This is a genomic window from Empedobacter sp. UBA7252, assembly GCF_002472765.1.
Lineage (GTDB): Bacteria > Bacteroidota > Bacteroidia > Flavobacteriales > Weeksellaceae > Empedobacter > Empedobacter falsenii_B.
Genome location: NZ_DKSQ01000002.1, coordinates 66,220 through 81,321, shown reverse-complemented (window position 1 = coordinate 81,321; position 15,102 = coordinate 66,220). Strand labels below are relative to the sequence as shown.

Here is a 15,102-nt window from a genome sequence, read left to right as displayed (position 1 = left end):
CTTTTAAATTGTTGATTTCAAACGTTAGAGAAAACCCATTATTTCAAATAAGTTAACAATTATCTAATGTCGTGAAATAAAATGAAATATTATTTAGATTTTTTTAAAAGATGTTCAAACTTTTTGAGAAATGTCAAAAGAATTATTCTTTGTAAACTCTCGTTAAATCCAATAATTTGATTGGTCCCATCGAAAAATTCTTAACTTTTTTATTCAAAAATAACGTTGTTTGATCATAAAATAATGGCAAAATTGGAGCGTTTTGCATCATCAATGCATCCATTTTTTGATAAATTTTGGCACGTTCGTCTAGATTATTGGTCAAAAATGCTTGTTCGTACATTTTATCAAATTCACCATTTTTGTAATGTGAATAATTTGGACCTTCTGGCGCAAAGTTTTTCGAATAATATAAAGACAAAAAGTTTTCGGCATCTGGATAATCTGCTCCCCAATTTGCGCGGAACAACGTAAATTTTCCCGTTGCTTTTCCATCGCGCATCGTTGGTCCAGGTACAACATTCACTTTTATTGGTAAGCCTAATTTTGCCATTTCTGCCGCAATATATTCACAAACATCTACATATTCTTGCACAGTTGTCAGCTCGATTGGTACAATTTTTTCGTTCGTTTTTTTATAGCTATTGATTAGTTCACGTGCTTTTTCGGGAGAATATTTGTAACCACTTTCTGGCGAATAACCTGGTAAACCTTTCGGAATGAAACCTCCATCTGCTTCAAAAGCTTGACCTTTCATCATATATTTGATGATTTTGTTTTTATCAACTCCATAATTTAATGCTTGACGCAATTTCAAATCAACTGCATTGGGCGCATCAAGATAAAAACATAAATAAACGGTACTTAAATAAGGAACTTTTTGAATCGTTAAAATATTTGAATATTTTGGATTCAAATCTCCGATTGGATTTAAAATTTCATCTTTATAAGAAGGATCCAAATCTGCCATCATATCCAAATTACCTTTGATTAATTCTAAAAATTCTGAATTTTTCTCTGGTAAAAATGATAAATTAACCGCTTCTAAATATGGTAAACGTTGTCCTTTTTCATCAAACTCGAAATACTTTGGATTTTTTCTAAAAACCATTTTCACATTATCTTCCCAAATCTTAAATTGAAAAGGGCCTGTACCAATTGGATGTTTCAAGAATTCATCGTTTCCATTTTTGAATAATTCTTTCGGAACAACCGAAGCATATTTCATCGAAATTAATCCCAAAAATGCAGGATAAGCCTCTTTTAATTTAATTTCAAAAAGTGTATCATTTATCGCTTTATATGAATCAATATTATTCATAATCCAACCTCCAGAACCTCCAGCTTTCGGATCTTTTAAACGATTAAAACTATACTCGAAATCTGAAGCCGTTACAATTCGAGTCGAATCTTTTCCGAAAGCTTCATGTTTATGAAAAAAAACATCATTTCTCAAAGTAAAAGAATACGTTTTTCCATCTTCAGAAATTGTCCAAGATTTTGCAATATCTGGCTGAATTTCTAGTTCGTTATCAATCTTCACTAAACTATTGTACATTAAATTGCATGCCCAATTATTGGCTTGTGTACGTGCATTGATAGGATCTAAAGAAGAAATATTATCGTAACGATTTAATTTAAATACTTTGTTTTCATCGATTTCAATTTTCTTAGAACACGAAAATATTGAAACGAATAACATAATGTAGATAAAGTATTTAGTCATTTTGAATAGCTGATTTATTTATGTTTCAAAACTATGGATAATTTCTTAAATTTGCAGCTATGAATAATCAAACTAAAACAGTTGCATTTCATACATTGGGATGTAAACTTAATTTTTCTGAAACTTCGACGATCGCAAGAAACTTGAAAGATAATGGATATCAGAAGGTTGAGTTTACAGATTCTGCGAATGTGTACGTGATAAATACATGTTCGGTAACCGCAAATGCAGACAAAGAGTGCAGAACGATTGTGAAAAATGCAATGAAAGCAAATCCAGAAGGTTTTGTTGTCGTTGTAGGTTGTTATGCGCAGTTGAAACCGCAAGAAATAGCGGAAATGGAAGGTGTTGATTTGGTTTTAGGAGCTGCAGAAAAATTTAATATTGCTGAATATTTAGACGATATCAATAAAAAAGAAGAAACAATTGTACATTCTTGTGAGATTGAAGAAGCCGATTTTTACGTTGGTTCATACTCAATCGGTGATCGTACGCGTGCTTTTTTGAAAGTGCAAGATGGTTGCGACTACAAATGTACGTATTGTACAATTCCTTTGGCTCGTGGAATTTCGCGTTCAGATACAGTAGAAAATGTTATCAAAAATGCGAATGAAATTGCACAAAAAGGAATCAAAGAAATTGTATTAACGGGTGTAAATATTGGTGATTACGGTAAAGGTGAATTCGGGAATAAAAAACACGAACATACTTTCTTGGAATTGGTACAAGAATTAGATCAAGTTGATGCGATAGAACGAATCAGAATTTCTTCGATTGAACCAAATTTATTAAAAAATGAAACAATTGATTTTGTTTCAAAAAGTAATCGATTTGTTCCGCATTTCCATATTCCATTACAATCTGGTAGCGATGAGATTTTGAAGAAAATGAAACGTCGTTATTTATCTAATCTTTATTTAGATCGTGTAACAAAAATTCGCGAAGTGATGCCAAATGCGTGTATTGGTGTAGATGTAATTGTTGGTTTTCCAGGAGAAACAGAAGAATTGTTTATGGAAACATATAATTTCTTAAACGAATTACCAATTAGCTATTTACATGTATTTACTTATTCGGAGCGTGATAATACAGAAGCGATCGAATTTGAAGGAGTTGTAGATCAAGGAGAACGTAAACGTCGTAATAAAATGTTACGAATTTTATCAGAGAAAAAACGTCAAGCTTTTTATCAGTCTCAATTAAATTCTACTCAAAAAGTGCTTTGGGAACATGATAATAAAGACGGGAAAATGTTTGGTTTTACAGAAAATTATGTAAAAGTTCAGACAGATTTTAATCCTGAATTAGTCAACGAAACGCAAATTGTAGATTTGGTTAGAATCAATCACAATGGAATTGTTGAAGTGAAAATTCAAGAGTTAGAATTAGCAAAATAAAATTGTAAATATTAGTTAAAAAGAAGTTCATGTATTTTGAGCTTCTTTTTTTTTTGATTTACCTTTACATTTAGGAATAATAATTGTAGTTTTAAATAAAAAATCAAGGTCATGAAAATTATACACTTTACTTTTATAATTTTGTTGTCATTATTTGTAACAAGCTGTGGAACAGTTCAAGTAAGTACAGATTACGACAGATCAACAAATTTTGCTTCATATAAAACTTATACTTTTCACCAAAAAGGATTAGATAAGTTAAAGGTTAACGATTTGGATAAGAATCGACTAATTAAAGCAATTGATGCACAAATGGCTACAAAAGGATTTACAAAAGTAAGTTCTGATGCAGACTTAGTCATTAATTTATTGACAAGTTCTAAAGAACAAGTTTCTGTAAATAATAACAATTGGGGTTACGGTCCTTATGGTTACTATGGCGGATATTACGGCGGAAATAGCGTTTCTTCTTATCAAGCAGGAACAATTGTAATAGACATTATTGATGATAAACGTAATATATTGGTTTGGCAAGGTGTTGGTTCTGATCTTAATTTGAGTAATATCAGTGCTAAAGCGGAAAGAATCCCGAAAGCAATTGAAGAAATTCTTGCTAAATTTCCTCCTCAACCAAAAAAATAAATTTTCGAAAATAATATAGAAAGTTCTTCATTTGGAGAGCTTTTTTTATGAAATGAAGTTTGTATTAAAAAAAGCTTTAATTTTGTTAAAATTATACAATAACTTATGAAAATTTAAAAACCAATCTATTAAGTTTATTTCTTTTAAGTTTATCTACTTTTTCTTTTGCTCAAATCGAATTTGGAGTTAAAGGAGGTGTTGGACTTAGTAACACAACTATTGTTCATGGAGTTTCTAAAGAGAGAGTTGGATTTTTAGTTGGAGGAGTTGCAAAATATCAATTAACTACTCGAAACGAAAATCATTATTTACAAGCTGAAGTTTTATATACTACTCAAGGTGAATATTCGTTATATAAAGAAGGTGGAGAGAAATACAAAGCTTTCTTAAATTATATCAATATTCCAATTATGTATAAATACTATTTTGATGATCAAGGAAAAGATTTCTTCGTTGAAGGTGGTCCTCAATTAGGTTTCAAAGTATCAGAAAAATTTGATGAAAATGAACCTGAAAGAGAAAATAATGTTCCAAAATCGTTTGATTTAGCTTTTAATATCGGTGGAGGTTATTCTATTGATAGAAAATACGAAATTAATTTACGCTATCAATATGGTTTAATAGATACTTACGACTATAAACGTTGGGATAATGGAACAAATCGTTCATCATTTTTAACTTTAGGAATTACATATTTCTTCAAATAAATTCAAAACCGCTTTATAGCGGTTTTTTTATTATCTTGTTTTAAAATTTAGTCAATGAATTTTAAACAAATTATTATTTTAGGTTTTTTCTTAATTAGTAGTAATCTATTTGCACAAAATACAATTAAAGGAAAAGTGATTGATGAAAAATCGCTTCCAATTATTAATGCTGAAATCTATGTCGATAATTCTACGATTAAATCAAAAACGAACGAAAAAGGTGAATTTGAACTAAGTCTTCCTAATGGACAATATAACTTAATTGTTCGTGCAAGTTTGTTTGAAAATTATATTTTGAATGTTAATACAAATCAAATTACATTTTATAAAGTAGTTTTAGAACCTGAAGTGGTAGCGTTGCAAGAAACAGTTGTTCAAGCAATATCTAAAGAAGATTGGTTGTATTATTATCAGACTTTTTTGAAATTGTTTTTGGGAAGTAATGAAGCTGCAAAAAAATGCAAAATAGAAAATTCGAAAGACTTAAGGTTTAAATATGATAAAAATACACGACAATTATCTGCTACTTCTAGAAATCCTTTAATCATTACAAACAATTACTTAGGTTATAAAATCGAGTATGACTTGGTTGATTTTAATGTTGATTTTAAGTCAAATTATGTCTTAACTCTTGGAACAGCACTTTTTACTGAGTTAAAATCATCAGCTTCTAAAGAAAAAAAATGGCAAGAAAATCGTCGTAAATCTTATTTAGGAAGTATTACTCATTTTATGAAAGCAGTTTATGAGAATAAAATTGAGGAAGAAGGATATGATATAAAACGATTGATTCGCAAGGATAATCCTGAATACATAAAATTTAAAGAAGAAACTTTGTTAGGAGGTAGAATTGAAGGTAAAGTTCCTCCAAAAATAATTACTTACTTAGTTAATCAAAAAGTTCCATCTGATAGTTTGAAAATCGTTGATAATAATAATCAGTATCTTAATTTTAAAGGATTATATTCAGTTGAATACAAAAATGAAAAAGAGGATTTGGACTATGCAAAACAGAATGGTGCAAAATATATTTCGAACCAACTTTCTATTTTCGCTATAAAAAGCGATTTATTAAAAATTGAAGAAAATGGTACATATTACCATCCTGCTAATTTGGTTGTTGAAGGATATTGGAGCTGGGAAAAAATAGCAAACATGGTTCCTATGGATTATAAAATTGAGTAATATTTAAAACCTATTTCTTAATTCCATAATAACGATGGCTTTTCTTTATAGCCCATTTTTCTTTAAAATGAATCCATTTTAGTTGAAAAATCTTGCGCATTAACTTATCTGTATAGCGCATAATAAATACATGATAAATGGTATTCATCACTTGAAAAAACTCATTAGGAAAGGCGCGTAAAGACATTGAAAATCCTGCTTCTAAATAACGATTATAATGCCAATAACCACGTGGGATAAATAAAGCATCGCCATGATTCATGACAAAATCAAAACCTTTTGCGTGTTTCAAAGCTGGGAATTTTTCGTAATCGGGATGATCATAATCAATTTCGTAAATTGTATGTACCGAAAGTGGAACTTTATATAAAGCTTTGGATTGTTTTGAATCAAACAACAAAATTCGTTTATCACCTTGGAACTGAAAATGAATGAAATCCGTCATATCGACATCATAATGCATCAAAACTTTAGCTTCACTTCCTCCAAAAAATAGTGTAGGCAAACGTTCAAAATATTTTAAACCTAGATCAGGATAAGTGAAATTTTTGAGTAATTCGGGAATTTTATCTTTGATGATAAAAAAGAAAATTCTCAAATCAGAGGGTTCTTTTTTGATTAAATCCACATATTCATTAAACTTCATATGTGTAGCAGGAGTGTCCGAACTTTTGTTAGCGTCAGCAGGTTTGCTATCGTATAAAGGTACAATTTGTTCTCCAGCTTTTTCTTTGATATAATCGAGATTCCATTTGTCAAAATCTTTCCAATTCTTTGCATAACCTTTCAATAACAAAGGTTTCCTTTTTTTGAGATAATTTTTGATGAAATCTTCTTTCGAAATTGATTCAACTGTATCAATAGTCTGAAATTGCATGCGTTTTAAAGTATTGGATTACTCAAAAATAGAGAATCTATCTGAATTAAAAACAAAAAAGCCAACATATTGTTGACTTTTCATTTATTCTGTTTCTTTAACCATTCGAATCAGATACGCCATATTCCGAATTACACTATTGTGTTTTTTTACAAATGGATTTTCTTTGTTCCAAACGTATCCTGCTAAAACAGCACAAATTTTTTCTTTGACATCAGGATTTTCAGGTTGATGGAAAAATAATTCTTGCAAATTTCCTGTGTACCATTCTTGCACATAAGTGGTGAAAACATCGATACCTTCTTTCATATAATCTTCGTAATCTGTCTGCCAGTCTACTTTTTCGCCATTTATTTCTTTAATAGCAAGTTTAGCAGCTTTCAAACCACTTTCTGTTGCGAAACAAACACCAGAAGAGAAAACAGGGTCTAAAAACTCGGTACTATTTCCTGTCAAAACATAACCATCTCCATACATTTTAGTCACCGCAGCGGAATAATTTTTTAACCAAATTGGGTTAAATTCAAATGGTAAATCACCAAAACGATTGACGTAAAAATCGGATTTTTGAATTGCATTTTGCAAAGCTTCTATTGTATCTTGATTGGTTGATAATTGATTGATATAATCTGTTGGGCCAACGATCCCTACACTTGTTTTTCCATTCGAAAAAGGAATTACCCACAACCAAACTTTCGTTTCAATAATATCAAAAGAAATCTGCGTTCTTTCTTGACCTTCAGAGCGACGAACATCATTAATATGTGTGAAAATTGCTGAATGTGGATTTAGTTTTGATGGACTATCAATATTTAATAATCGTGGTAAAACGCGTCCATATCCACTCGCATCAATCAAAAATTTTGCATTGATTTGATACGTTTCTCCATTTTGTTTTTTTACAGTTGTAATCGATTTTTTTCCTTCAAATTGAACATCAATTACTTCTTCATTAAAACGCAAATCTGCACCTTTGTCTATAATTGCATCAGCTAAAGTCATGTCGAAATCAGCACGCGGAACTTGCCAAGTCCAATCTTGTCCTTTCCCAAACTTTTTACTGAAATCGAAAATACAAATTTGTTCGCCTCGAATAAATCTCGCACCAGGTTTTACTTCGAAATTTTGTTTCTCTAAATAAGGTAACAATCCAGCTTCTTCAAAATGATCCATAGAGCGAGGGATCAAACTTTCACCAACAACAATTCTGGGAAATTGAGTTTTTTCTAAAACAATAACTTTAATGTTTTTTTCTCTTAAATAGGCTGCTGCAACCGATCCCGAAGGTCCTGCACCAATGATTAAAACATCTGTATTTTCAATCATGACTTTTTGTATAGTTTTTTAATTATTTTTGCAACTGATTGAGGGAGTAAATAACCAAAATCGATAAATCTTTTACCTAATCAATAACATGACAAAATTAACAATTGACACTATAGAAAACATACTTTTTGAGAATAAAAAATTATTGCTTGATAAATCAACATTTGATCGTGTGGAGAATAGTTTTAAATTTTTAAAAGAATTTTCAAAAAATAAAATAATTTACGGCGTAAATACAGGTTTTGGACCAATGGCACAATATCGTATTGAAGATGAAAATACAATTCAGCTTCAATATAATCTAATCAGAAGTCATTGTACAGGAATTGGAGAACCGTTGACGTTAGACCAAACAAAAGCTGCGGTTATTGCACGTTTTAATACGCTTTCGTTGGGATATTCTGGGATTCATCCTTCAGTTTTAGTATTGATGCAAGAATTAGTAAACCGTGATATTTTACCTGTCATTTATCAACATGGAAGCGTTGGTGCTAGTGGAGATCTGGTTCAATTGGCGCATTTGGCTTTGACATTAATTGGAGAAGGAGAAGTTTTTTATAAAGGAGAAATCAAATCGACGAAAGAAGTGTTTGAACTTGAAAATCTTCAACCAATAGAAGTTCATATTCGCGAAGGTTTATCAATTATGAACGGAACTTCGGTAATGACGGGAATTGGAATGGTAAATTTGATTAAAGTTAATCAATTAATTAATCTTTCGATTACGTTAAGCTCGATGATGAATGAAATTGTACAATCTTTTGATGATCATTATTCAAAACCGTTGAACGAGGCTAAACAACATGTTGGTCAACGTTATGTGGCGAATAAAATGACCGATTTTTTGAATGATAGCAAATTAGTCAAAAAACGTGCAGACGAATTATATCAAGAACGTACTGAGAAAATTTTTGAAGAAAAAGTACAAGAATATTATTCGTTGCGTTGTGTTCCTCAGATTTTAGGACCAATTTATGATACTTGGAATGCCGCGAAAGAAGTACTAGAAAATGAAATAAATTCGGCGAGTGATAATCCAATTATCGATGTTGAAAATCAAACTGTTCATCATGGAGGAAATTTTCATGGCGATTATGTTTCATTAGAATTGGATAAATTAAAATTGGCTGTTACGCGTCTATCAATGCTAAGTGAACGTCAATTAAACTATTTAGTCAATCCAAAAATCAATAATATTTTACCACCTTTTGTCAATTTAGGAACGCTTGGTTTTAATTTCGGTTTGCAAGCTGCTCAATTTACGGCGACTTCTACAACAGCTGAAAATCAAACACTTTCTACGTCAATGTATGTGCATAGTATTCCAAACAACAATGATAATCAAGATATTGTGAGTATGGGAACAAATGCGGCTACGATTTGTGCAAAAGTGATTGATAATACGTTCGAAGTGTTGACGGTTCAGAGTATGGCTGTAACGCAAGCGATAGAATTTTTACAAATACAAGATAAATTATCTTCGAAAGGGAAAGCATTTTATGATTCGATTCGTAAAATTGTTCCTGTATTTAAAGAAGATGAGGTGATTTATCCTTATCTTAAGGAAGTTAAAAAATATTTACTAAATAATAAAGTAAACTAAAGCATGAAATGTGCAATTGTAACAGGTGGTTCTCGTGGAATTGGAAAAGCAATTTGTTTGAAAATTGCCGAAGAACATGATTATCATCTTTTGATAAATTATAATTCGAATGAAGCTGCTGCGTTAGAAACTTTGAAAGAAGTTGAAGCGTTAGGTGGAACAGGAGAAATTTTAAAATTTGATGTGGCTGATGCAAATCAAACACAACAAGTTTTAACCGAATGGACAGAGAAAAATACAAATGCAATTGTAGAAGTAATTGTAAACAATGCAGGGATTACGAAAGATAATTTGTTTATGTGGATTTCACAAGATGATTGGTCAAATGTGATTAATACGAGCTTGAATGGTTTTTACAACGTAACTCACTTTTTTATTAATCCTTTATTGAGAAATAGATTCGGAAGAATTGTCAATATAGTTTCTGTTTCCGGTTTGAAAGGAACGCCAGGACAAACCAATTATTCTGCTGCAAAAGCTGCTGTGATAGGAGCGACGAAAGCATTGGCACAAGAAATAGCAAAACGTAATGTAACGGTGAATGCTGTTGCGCCAGGTTTTATCGAAACGGATATGACAGATGAATTGGATCAACAAGAATTAAAGAAGCTGATTCCAGCCAATCGTTTTGGAAAAGCCGAAGAAGTTGCTGATTTGGTAAGCTTTTTGGTTTCTAAAAAATCGAGTTATATCACAGGAGAGGTTATTAATATAAATGGAGGAATTTATTCTTAGATAAAATGAGTCAAAGAGTAGTAATAACAGGAATGGGCATCTATTCTTGCTTAGGAACATCATTAGAAGAGGTAACAGAATCTTTGCGTCAAGGAAAATCAGGAATTATTTTTGATGAAGTACGCAAAGAATTTGGCTTTAAATCAGCTTTGACGGGAACTGTTCCAGTACCAGATTTGAAACCTTTTTTGAATCGTCGACAACGAATTACAATTGGTCAAGAAACAGAGTTCGCTTATATGGCAACTTTAGAAGCGTTGAAAAATGCTAATTTGACGGAAGAGTATATCAAGACTAACGAGGTCGGAATTATATATGGAAACGATAGTGTTTCAAAAGCAATTATTGATGCAATAGATATTGTTCGTGAGAAAAAAGATACTGAATTAATTGGTTCTGGAGCGATTTTCAAGTCAATGAATTCTACTGTAACCATGAATCTTGCAACAATTTTTGAGTTGACTGGAATTAGTTTTACGATTAGTGCAGCTTGTGCAAGTGGTTCGCATTCGATTGGATTAGGTTATATGATGATCAAAGATGGTCTGCAAGATATGATTATTTGTGGAGGAGCACAGGAGATTAATAAGTATGCAATGGCAAGTTTTGATGGTTTGGGTGTTTTTTCCGAAAATGAAGCAAATCCTACACAAGCTTGTCGTCCTTTCGATAAAAATCGTGATGGATTGGTGCCGAGTGGAGGTGGAGCAACATTGATTTTAGAAAGCTATGAATCCGCAGTAAAACGTGGTGCGCCAATTATTGCTGAGGTTTTGGGTTATGGTTTTTCGTCGAATGGTGGACATATTTCTACGCCAAATGTAGATGGGCCAGCAATTGCAATGAATAGAGCGTTGAAACAAGCAAAAATTTCTGCTGATGAAATTCAATATATCAATGCACATGCGACTTCTACGCCAGTTGGTGATGCGAACGAAGCAAAAGCGATTGACCAAGTTTTTGGAAAAACGAAACCTTTTGTAAGTTCTACAAAATCGATGACGGGACACGAATGTTGGATGGCAGGAGCAAGTGAGATTATTTATTCTAACTTAATGATGATGAATAACTTTATTGCACCAAATATTAATTTCGAAGAAGCAGACGAAGATTCAGTTAAATTAAACATTGTTAAAGAAACCTTAAATAAAGAATTTGATGTATATTTGTCGAATTCTTTTGGATTTGGTGGAACGAATTCTGCCTTAGTAATTAAAAAATTTAACTCCTAATATGGTGAAAAGTAAAATCGCTGAAAAATTAAATGCTATCTTAATTGATGAATTTGAAGTTGATCCTTCTGTGATTTCAGAGGAAAAAAATATTAAAGAATCTTTAGATTTAGATAGTTTGGACTATGTTGATTTAGTGGTAATCATTGAATCTAATTTCGGTGTGAAATTAATTAAAGAAGATTTTCAAAATATGATAACTTTTGAAGATTTCTATGCAATTGTAGAACAAAAGTTAGAGAATAAATAACAGATATGAAACAATGGGATGGTCGTTCTAAAGGAACGGTCCTGGGATACAAAATATTTGTCAACGTTATGAAAAAGCTCGGAATTAAGGCTGCTTACTCAGTCTTAATTTTTGTAGCTTTTTATTATTTTATAACGGCTTATAGCAGTAACAAATCTATTTACGAATACTTTCGTTATCGATTAAATTTTTCGGTTTTCAAATCAATTTTAAGTGTTTACAAAAGTTACTATACTTTTGGACAAGCCTTGATTGATAAAACAGCGATTAATGCAGGTTTACGTAACAAATATTCGTACGAATTTGATGGAATAGAATTATTAAGAAATCTATTGAATCAAAAACAAGGCGGAATCTTAATAAGTGCACATGTTGGTAATTTCGAAGTTGCTGAACATTTTTTTGCAGATATTGACTTTGATTGTCAAATTAATTTGGTTACAACAGATTTAGAACGAAATGTTATCAAAGAATATTTAGAAAGTATTTCGAAGAAACCTTCGGTAAAGTTTATCTTGATTCAAGAAGATTTATCTCATATTTTCGAAATAAATAATGCGCTTAGTCGAAACGAATTAATTTGTTTTACAGGAGATCGTTATTTCGAGGGAAATAAAACGATGTCTGAAGTGCTCCTTGGAAAACAAGCTAATTTTCCTGCAGGACCATTTTCTATTGCTTCTCGCTTGAAAGTGCCCGTTGCTTTTGTGTATGTAATGAAGGAAAAAAATCTACACTATCACTTATATGCGCGTCAAGCAAATTTCAAACATCGTGATGCAAATGCACTTTTGAAAGAGTTTTGCGTCAATCTAGAAACCATTGTAAAAAAATATCCTTATCAATGGTTTAATTATTTCGATTTTTGGATGTAAATTAGCCCACAATATGAATTTTCAAACCACTAAAAAACCTAAACTTTTACATGAAATGCAACGTATTAGTTGTTTATTACTCTCAGTCAGGACAGTTAAATGAGATTGTCGATCAAACAACATATGATTTAGTTCAAAATCAAGATATTAATTTAACGAAATACAAGATAGAAATGGAAGAGGAATTTCCTTTTCCGTGGGATTTTTATTCTTTTTTCAATGCTTTTCCAGATAGTTTTCTTCAAAAAGAAAAGAAGATTAAACCAATTCCGACTGAAATCTTGAATCAGAAATATGATTTAATTTTATTGTATTATCAAGTTTGGTTTTTATCACCATCTATTCAAATAAATTCTTTTTTAAAGGATAAACAAGTACAGCAAATTTTAGAAAATTCTAAAATAATTACAATTAGTGGTTCGCGAAATATGTGGTTTTTGGCACAAGAAAAAATCAAAACCATATTAAAAGAACGACAGTCTAAATTAGTCGGAAACATCGCATTGGTCGATCATACACCAAATTTAGTAAGTGCAATGACAATTGTAAATTGGATGTTTTCGGGCGTTAAAAAACGAATGTTCAATTTGTTGCCTTTGCCAGGAATTAGTGAAAAAACTATTCAAGAAAGTAGAAGATTTGGTAAAATTATTCTAAATTCAATCCAAAATAATAATTACTCTAATCTACAAGAAAACTTAATTGAATCTGGAGCCGTTGAGGTAAAACCTTTTTTAGTTTCTGTTGATACAAAAGGGAATCGAATGTTTAAAGTTTGGTCTAAAATTATTGATTCTAAACAAGGTAAACAGCGAGAAAAGTATTTGAAATTCTTTTATTATTATTTAATTTTAGCTATTTGGATAATATCTCCACTAGTAAATTTGTTATATATTATATTTTATCCGTTCAACTATTTTAAATATAAAAAACAGGTAAAATATTTTCAAGGAATAGAATAATATGCAAAATGTATATATAACGAAAACGTCGAAGTTTTTGCCAAATCAACCAATTTCTAACGAAGAAATGGAAGATTTTTTAGGAAAAATTAATCAAATTCCTTCAAAAGCTCGAAGAATCGTTTTAAGAAATAATGGAATCAAAACGCGTTATTACGCTCTCGATAAAACTGGAAATGTCACACATTCTAATGCCGAATTGACGAGTAATGCAATTACAAATTTATTTGATACACAGTTCACAAAAAATGAGGTAGAAGTGTTGTCTTGTGGGACTTCAACGCCAGATTTGTTGTTGCCTTCTCATGCCGCGATGGTACACGGTTTATTGCAAAATAGTGTTTCGGTAGAGTTAAATTCTTCTTCGGGAGTTTGTAATTCGGGGATGAATGCGCTGAAATTTGGTTATCTTTCGGTAAAGTCAGGTAATTCTAAAAATGCAGTTTGTTCAGGTTCTGAGCGAGTTTCGACATGGATGAAAGCAGAAAAATTTGAGCATGAAGTTGAGAATTTAAAAGAATTAGAAGAGCAACCAATTATAGCATTCAAAAAAGATTTTTTACGTTGGATGTTATCAGATGGGGCCGCAGCTTTTTTATTGCAAAATCAACCAAACGAAGATTCGATTTCGCTTAAAATAGAGTGGATGGAATCTTATTCTTACGCACACGAATTGGAAACATGTATGTATGCCGGAGGTGATAAATTACCGAATGGAGAAATGAAATCTTGGAGCGATTTTTCTTCGGAAGAATGGTTAAAAGAATCCGTTTTTTCTTTGAAACAAGATGTCAAAGTTCTGAATGATAATATTTTGATAAAAGGCGTAGAAAGCATGAAAGCTGCAATGGATAAACATCAATTATCTTCAAATGAAATTGATTATTTATTACCGCATGTCTCGTCAAATTATTTTGTTCAAGGTTTATATGACGAATTTTGTAAGAGAGATATTTATATTCCGTTAGAGAAATGGTTTATGAATTTAAGCAAAGTTGGAAATGTGGGTTCAGCGTCTGTTTTTTTGATGCTTGACGAACTATTTCAAGACGGAAATCTTAAAAAAGGAGATCGTATTATGCTTTGTGTACCAGAAAGTGGGCGTTTTTCGTATTCGTACGTCTATTTAACAGTCGTTTAAAAAATGAATAAAATACAATTACCCAATCATACAATAGGATTTATCAAACAATTGATTCCACAGCGTGAACCAATTATTATGGTAAATGCTATTTTTGAATATGAAGAGGAAAAAGTTGTTGGAGGCTTAACGGTCAAAAACGATTCGATTTTTGTCGAAAATAATCAATTGAAAGAATCTGGAATATTAGAACACATGGCACAAACAGTTGCTTTGTATACAGGTTATCAATTTTACATTCGAGATGAATCGGTTCCAACAGGATATATTGGCTCGATGAAATCAATAGAGATTAATCGTTTGCCAAAAGTGAATGAGAATTTAACAACAACAGCAACTATTTTGCACGAAGTAATGGGAGTGACTTTGGTTTCGATTGAAACAAAGATAGAAGGAGAAGTAATTGCAAAAGGAGAGATGAAAACAGTGATTGCAGAAACATAA

The 15,102-nt window shown here is 31.3% G+C and carries 15 protein-coding genes; 12 read left to right on the top strand and 3 right to left on the bottom strand.

Features of this window, described 5'->3' with window-relative positions:
- Nucleotides 1–142: 142 nt before the first annotated feature.
- Nucleotides 143–1,726, bottom strand: a complete 1,584-nt coding sequence (locus tag B2X73_RS01165; protein WP_286496118.1) for an ABC transporter substrate-binding protein — start codon at nt 1,724–1,726, stop codon at nt 143–145.
- A 59-nt stretch (nt 1,727–1,785) separates the two neighbouring features.
- Here B2X73_RS01165 and mtaB point away from each other — a divergent pair, with 59 nt between their 5' ends.
- The 4 genes from mtaB to B2X73_RS01145 all read left to right on the top strand — a co-directional run bounded on the left by mtaB (nt 1,786) and on the right by B2X73_RS01145 (nt 5,657).
- Nucleotides 1,786–3,123, top strand: coding sequence for a tRNA (N(6)-L-threonylcarbamoyladenosine(37)-C(2))-methylthiotransferase MtaB (gene mtaB, locus B2X73_RS01160; RefSeq protein ID WP_038332401.1), 1,338 nt, complete (start codon nt 1,786–1,788; stop codon nt 3,121–3,123).
- Nucleotides 3,124–3,234: 111 nt separating this feature from the next.
- Complete coding sequence (locus B2X73_RS01155; RefSeq protein WP_114999525.1) at nt 3,235–3,765, top strand: DUF4136 domain-containing protein; 531 nt, start codon at nt 3,235–3,237, stop codon at nt 3,763–3,765.
- A 98-nt stretch (nt 3,766–3,863) separates the two neighbouring features.
- A complete protein-coding gene (locus B2X73_RS01150; protein WP_221855012.1) occupies nt 3,864–4,472 on the top strand; it encodes a porin family protein in 609 nt (202 codons plus the stop codon).
- Between the two features lie 54 nt (nt 4,473–4,526).
- Entirely contained in the window at nt 4,527–5,657 is a 1,131-nt protein-coding gene (locus B2X73_RS01145; RefSeq protein ID WP_280049813.1) for a carboxypeptidase-like regulatory domain-containing protein, read from the top strand.
- Between the two features lie 10 nt (nt 5,658–5,667).
- Here B2X73_RS01145 and B2X73_RS01140 read toward each other — a convergent pair whose 3' ends face one another.
- Nucleotides 5,668–6,534, bottom strand: a complete 867-nt coding sequence (locus B2X73_RS01140) for a cupin-like domain-containing protein (RefSeq protein ID WP_286496120.1) — start codon at nt 6,532–6,534, stop codon at nt 5,668–5,670.
- 84 nt (nt 6,535–6,618) lie between these two features.
- Nucleotides 6,619–7,860: an NAD(P)/FAD-dependent oxidoreductase gene (locus tag B2X73_RS01135; RefSeq protein ID WP_286496121.1), complete on the bottom strand. Its 1,242-nt coding sequence runs from the start codon at nt 7,858–7,860 to the stop codon at nt 6,619–6,621.
- Between the two features lie 88 nt (nt 7,861–7,948).
- Between B2X73_RS01135 and B2X73_RS01130 the strand changes: the two genes are divergently transcribed.
- Genes B2X73_RS01130 through B2X73_RS01095 form a run of 8 tightly spaced genes read left to right on the top strand, consistent with a single transcriptional unit; the run spans nt 7,949 to nt 15,102 of the window.
- Nucleotides 7,949–9,463, top strand: a complete 1,515-nt coding sequence (locus B2X73_RS01130; RefSeq protein ID WP_038332296.1) for an HAL/PAL/TAL family ammonia-lyase — start codon at nt 7,949–7,951, stop codon at nt 9,461–9,463.
- 3 nt (nt 9,464–9,466) lie between these two features.
- Nucleotides 9,467–10,198, top strand: a complete 732-nt coding sequence (gene fabG / locus B2X73_RS01125; RefSeq protein ID WP_280035769.1) for a 3-oxoacyl-ACP reductase FabG — start codon at nt 9,467–9,469, stop codon at nt 10,196–10,198.
- 5 nt (nt 10,199–10,203) lie between these two features.
- Nucleotides 10,204–11,430, top strand: coding sequence for a beta-ketoacyl-[acyl-carrier-protein] synthase family protein (locus B2X73_RS01120; protein ID WP_291046922.1), 1,227 nt, complete (start codon nt 10,204–10,206; stop codon nt 11,428–11,430).
- A 1-nt stretch (nt 11,431) separates the two neighbouring features.
- Nucleotides 11,432–11,680, top strand: a complete 249-nt coding sequence (locus B2X73_RS01115; protein ID WP_038332291.1) for an acyl carrier protein — start codon at nt 11,432–11,434, stop codon at nt 11,678–11,680.
- 5 nt (nt 11,681–11,685) lie between these two features.
- Nucleotides 11,686–12,555: a lipid A biosynthesis acyltransferase gene (locus tag B2X73_RS01110; protein WP_291046920.1), complete on the top strand. Its 870-nt coding sequence runs from the start codon at nt 11,686–11,688 to the stop codon at nt 12,553–12,555.
- Between the two features lie 50 nt (nt 12,556–12,605).
- The gene (locus B2X73_RS01105) at nt 12,606–13,517 is read left to right on the top strand and encodes a dialkylrecorsinol condensing enzyme DarA (protein ID WP_291052746.1); all 912 of its coding nucleotides are present in this window, start codon (nt 12,606–12,608) and stop codon (nt 13,515–13,517) included.
- A gap of 1 nt (nt 13,518) precedes the next feature.
- Nucleotides 13,519–14,658, top strand: coding sequence for a beta-ketoacyl-ACP synthase III (locus B2X73_RS01100; RefSeq protein ID WP_280049818.1), 1,140 nt, complete (start codon nt 13,519–13,521; stop codon nt 14,656–14,658).
- Between the two features lie 3 nt (nt 14,659–14,661).
- Complete coding sequence (locus B2X73_RS01095; protein WP_291059090.1) at nt 14,662–15,102, top strand: hypothetical protein; 441 nt, start codon at nt 14,662–14,664, stop codon at nt 15,100–15,102.

Coding starts and splice junctions, on each gene's coding strand:
- B2X73_RS01165 (WP_286496118.1), bottom strand. CDS start 1,726: ATGACTAAATACTTTATCTACATTATGTTATTCGTTTCAATATTTTCG.
- mtaB (WP_038332401.1), top strand. CDS start 1,786: ATGAATAATCAAACTAAAACAGTTGCATTTCATACATTGGGATGTAAA.
- B2X73_RS01155 (WP_114999525.1), top strand. CDS start 3,235: ATGAAAATTATACACTTTACTTTTATAATTTTGTTGTCATTATTTGTA.
- B2X73_RS01145 (WP_280049813.1), top strand. CDS start 4,527: ATGAATTTTAAACAAATTATTATTTTAGGTTTTTTCTTAATTAGTAGT.
- B2X73_RS01140 (WP_286496120.1), bottom strand. CDS start 6,534: ATGCAATTTCAGACTATTGATACAGTTGAATCAATTTCGAAAGAAGAT.
- B2X73_RS01135 (WP_286496121.1), bottom strand. CDS start 7,860: ATGATTGAAAATACAGATGTTTTAATCATTGGTGCAGGACCTTCGGGA.
- B2X73_RS01130 (WP_038332296.1), top strand. CDS start 7,949: ATGACAAAATTAACAATTGACACTATAGAAAACATACTTTTTGAGAAT.
- fabG (WP_280035769.1), top strand. CDS start 9,467: ATGAAATGTGCAATTGTAACAGGTGGTTCTCGTGGAATTGGAAAAGCA.
- B2X73_RS01120 (WP_291046922.1), top strand. CDS start 10,204: ATGAGTCAAAGAGTAGTAATAACAGGAATGGGCATCTATTCTTGCTTA.
- B2X73_RS01115 (WP_038332291.1), top strand. CDS start 11,432: ATGGTGAAAAGTAAAATCGCTGAAAAATTAAATGCTATCTTAATTGAT.
- B2X73_RS01110 (WP_291046920.1), top strand. CDS start 11,686: ATGAAACAATGGGATGGTCGTTCTAAAGGAACGGTCCTGGGATACAAA.
- B2X73_RS01105 (WP_291052746.1), top strand. CDS start 12,606: ATGAAATGCAACGTATTAGTTGTTTATTACTCTCAGTCAGGACAGTTA.
- B2X73_RS01100 (WP_280049818.1), top strand. CDS start 13,519: ATGCAAAATGTATATATAACGAAAACGTCGAAGTTTTTGCCAAATCAA.
- B2X73_RS01095 (WP_291059090.1), top strand. CDS start 14,662: ATGAATAAAATACAATTACCCAATCATACAATAGGATTTATCAAACAA.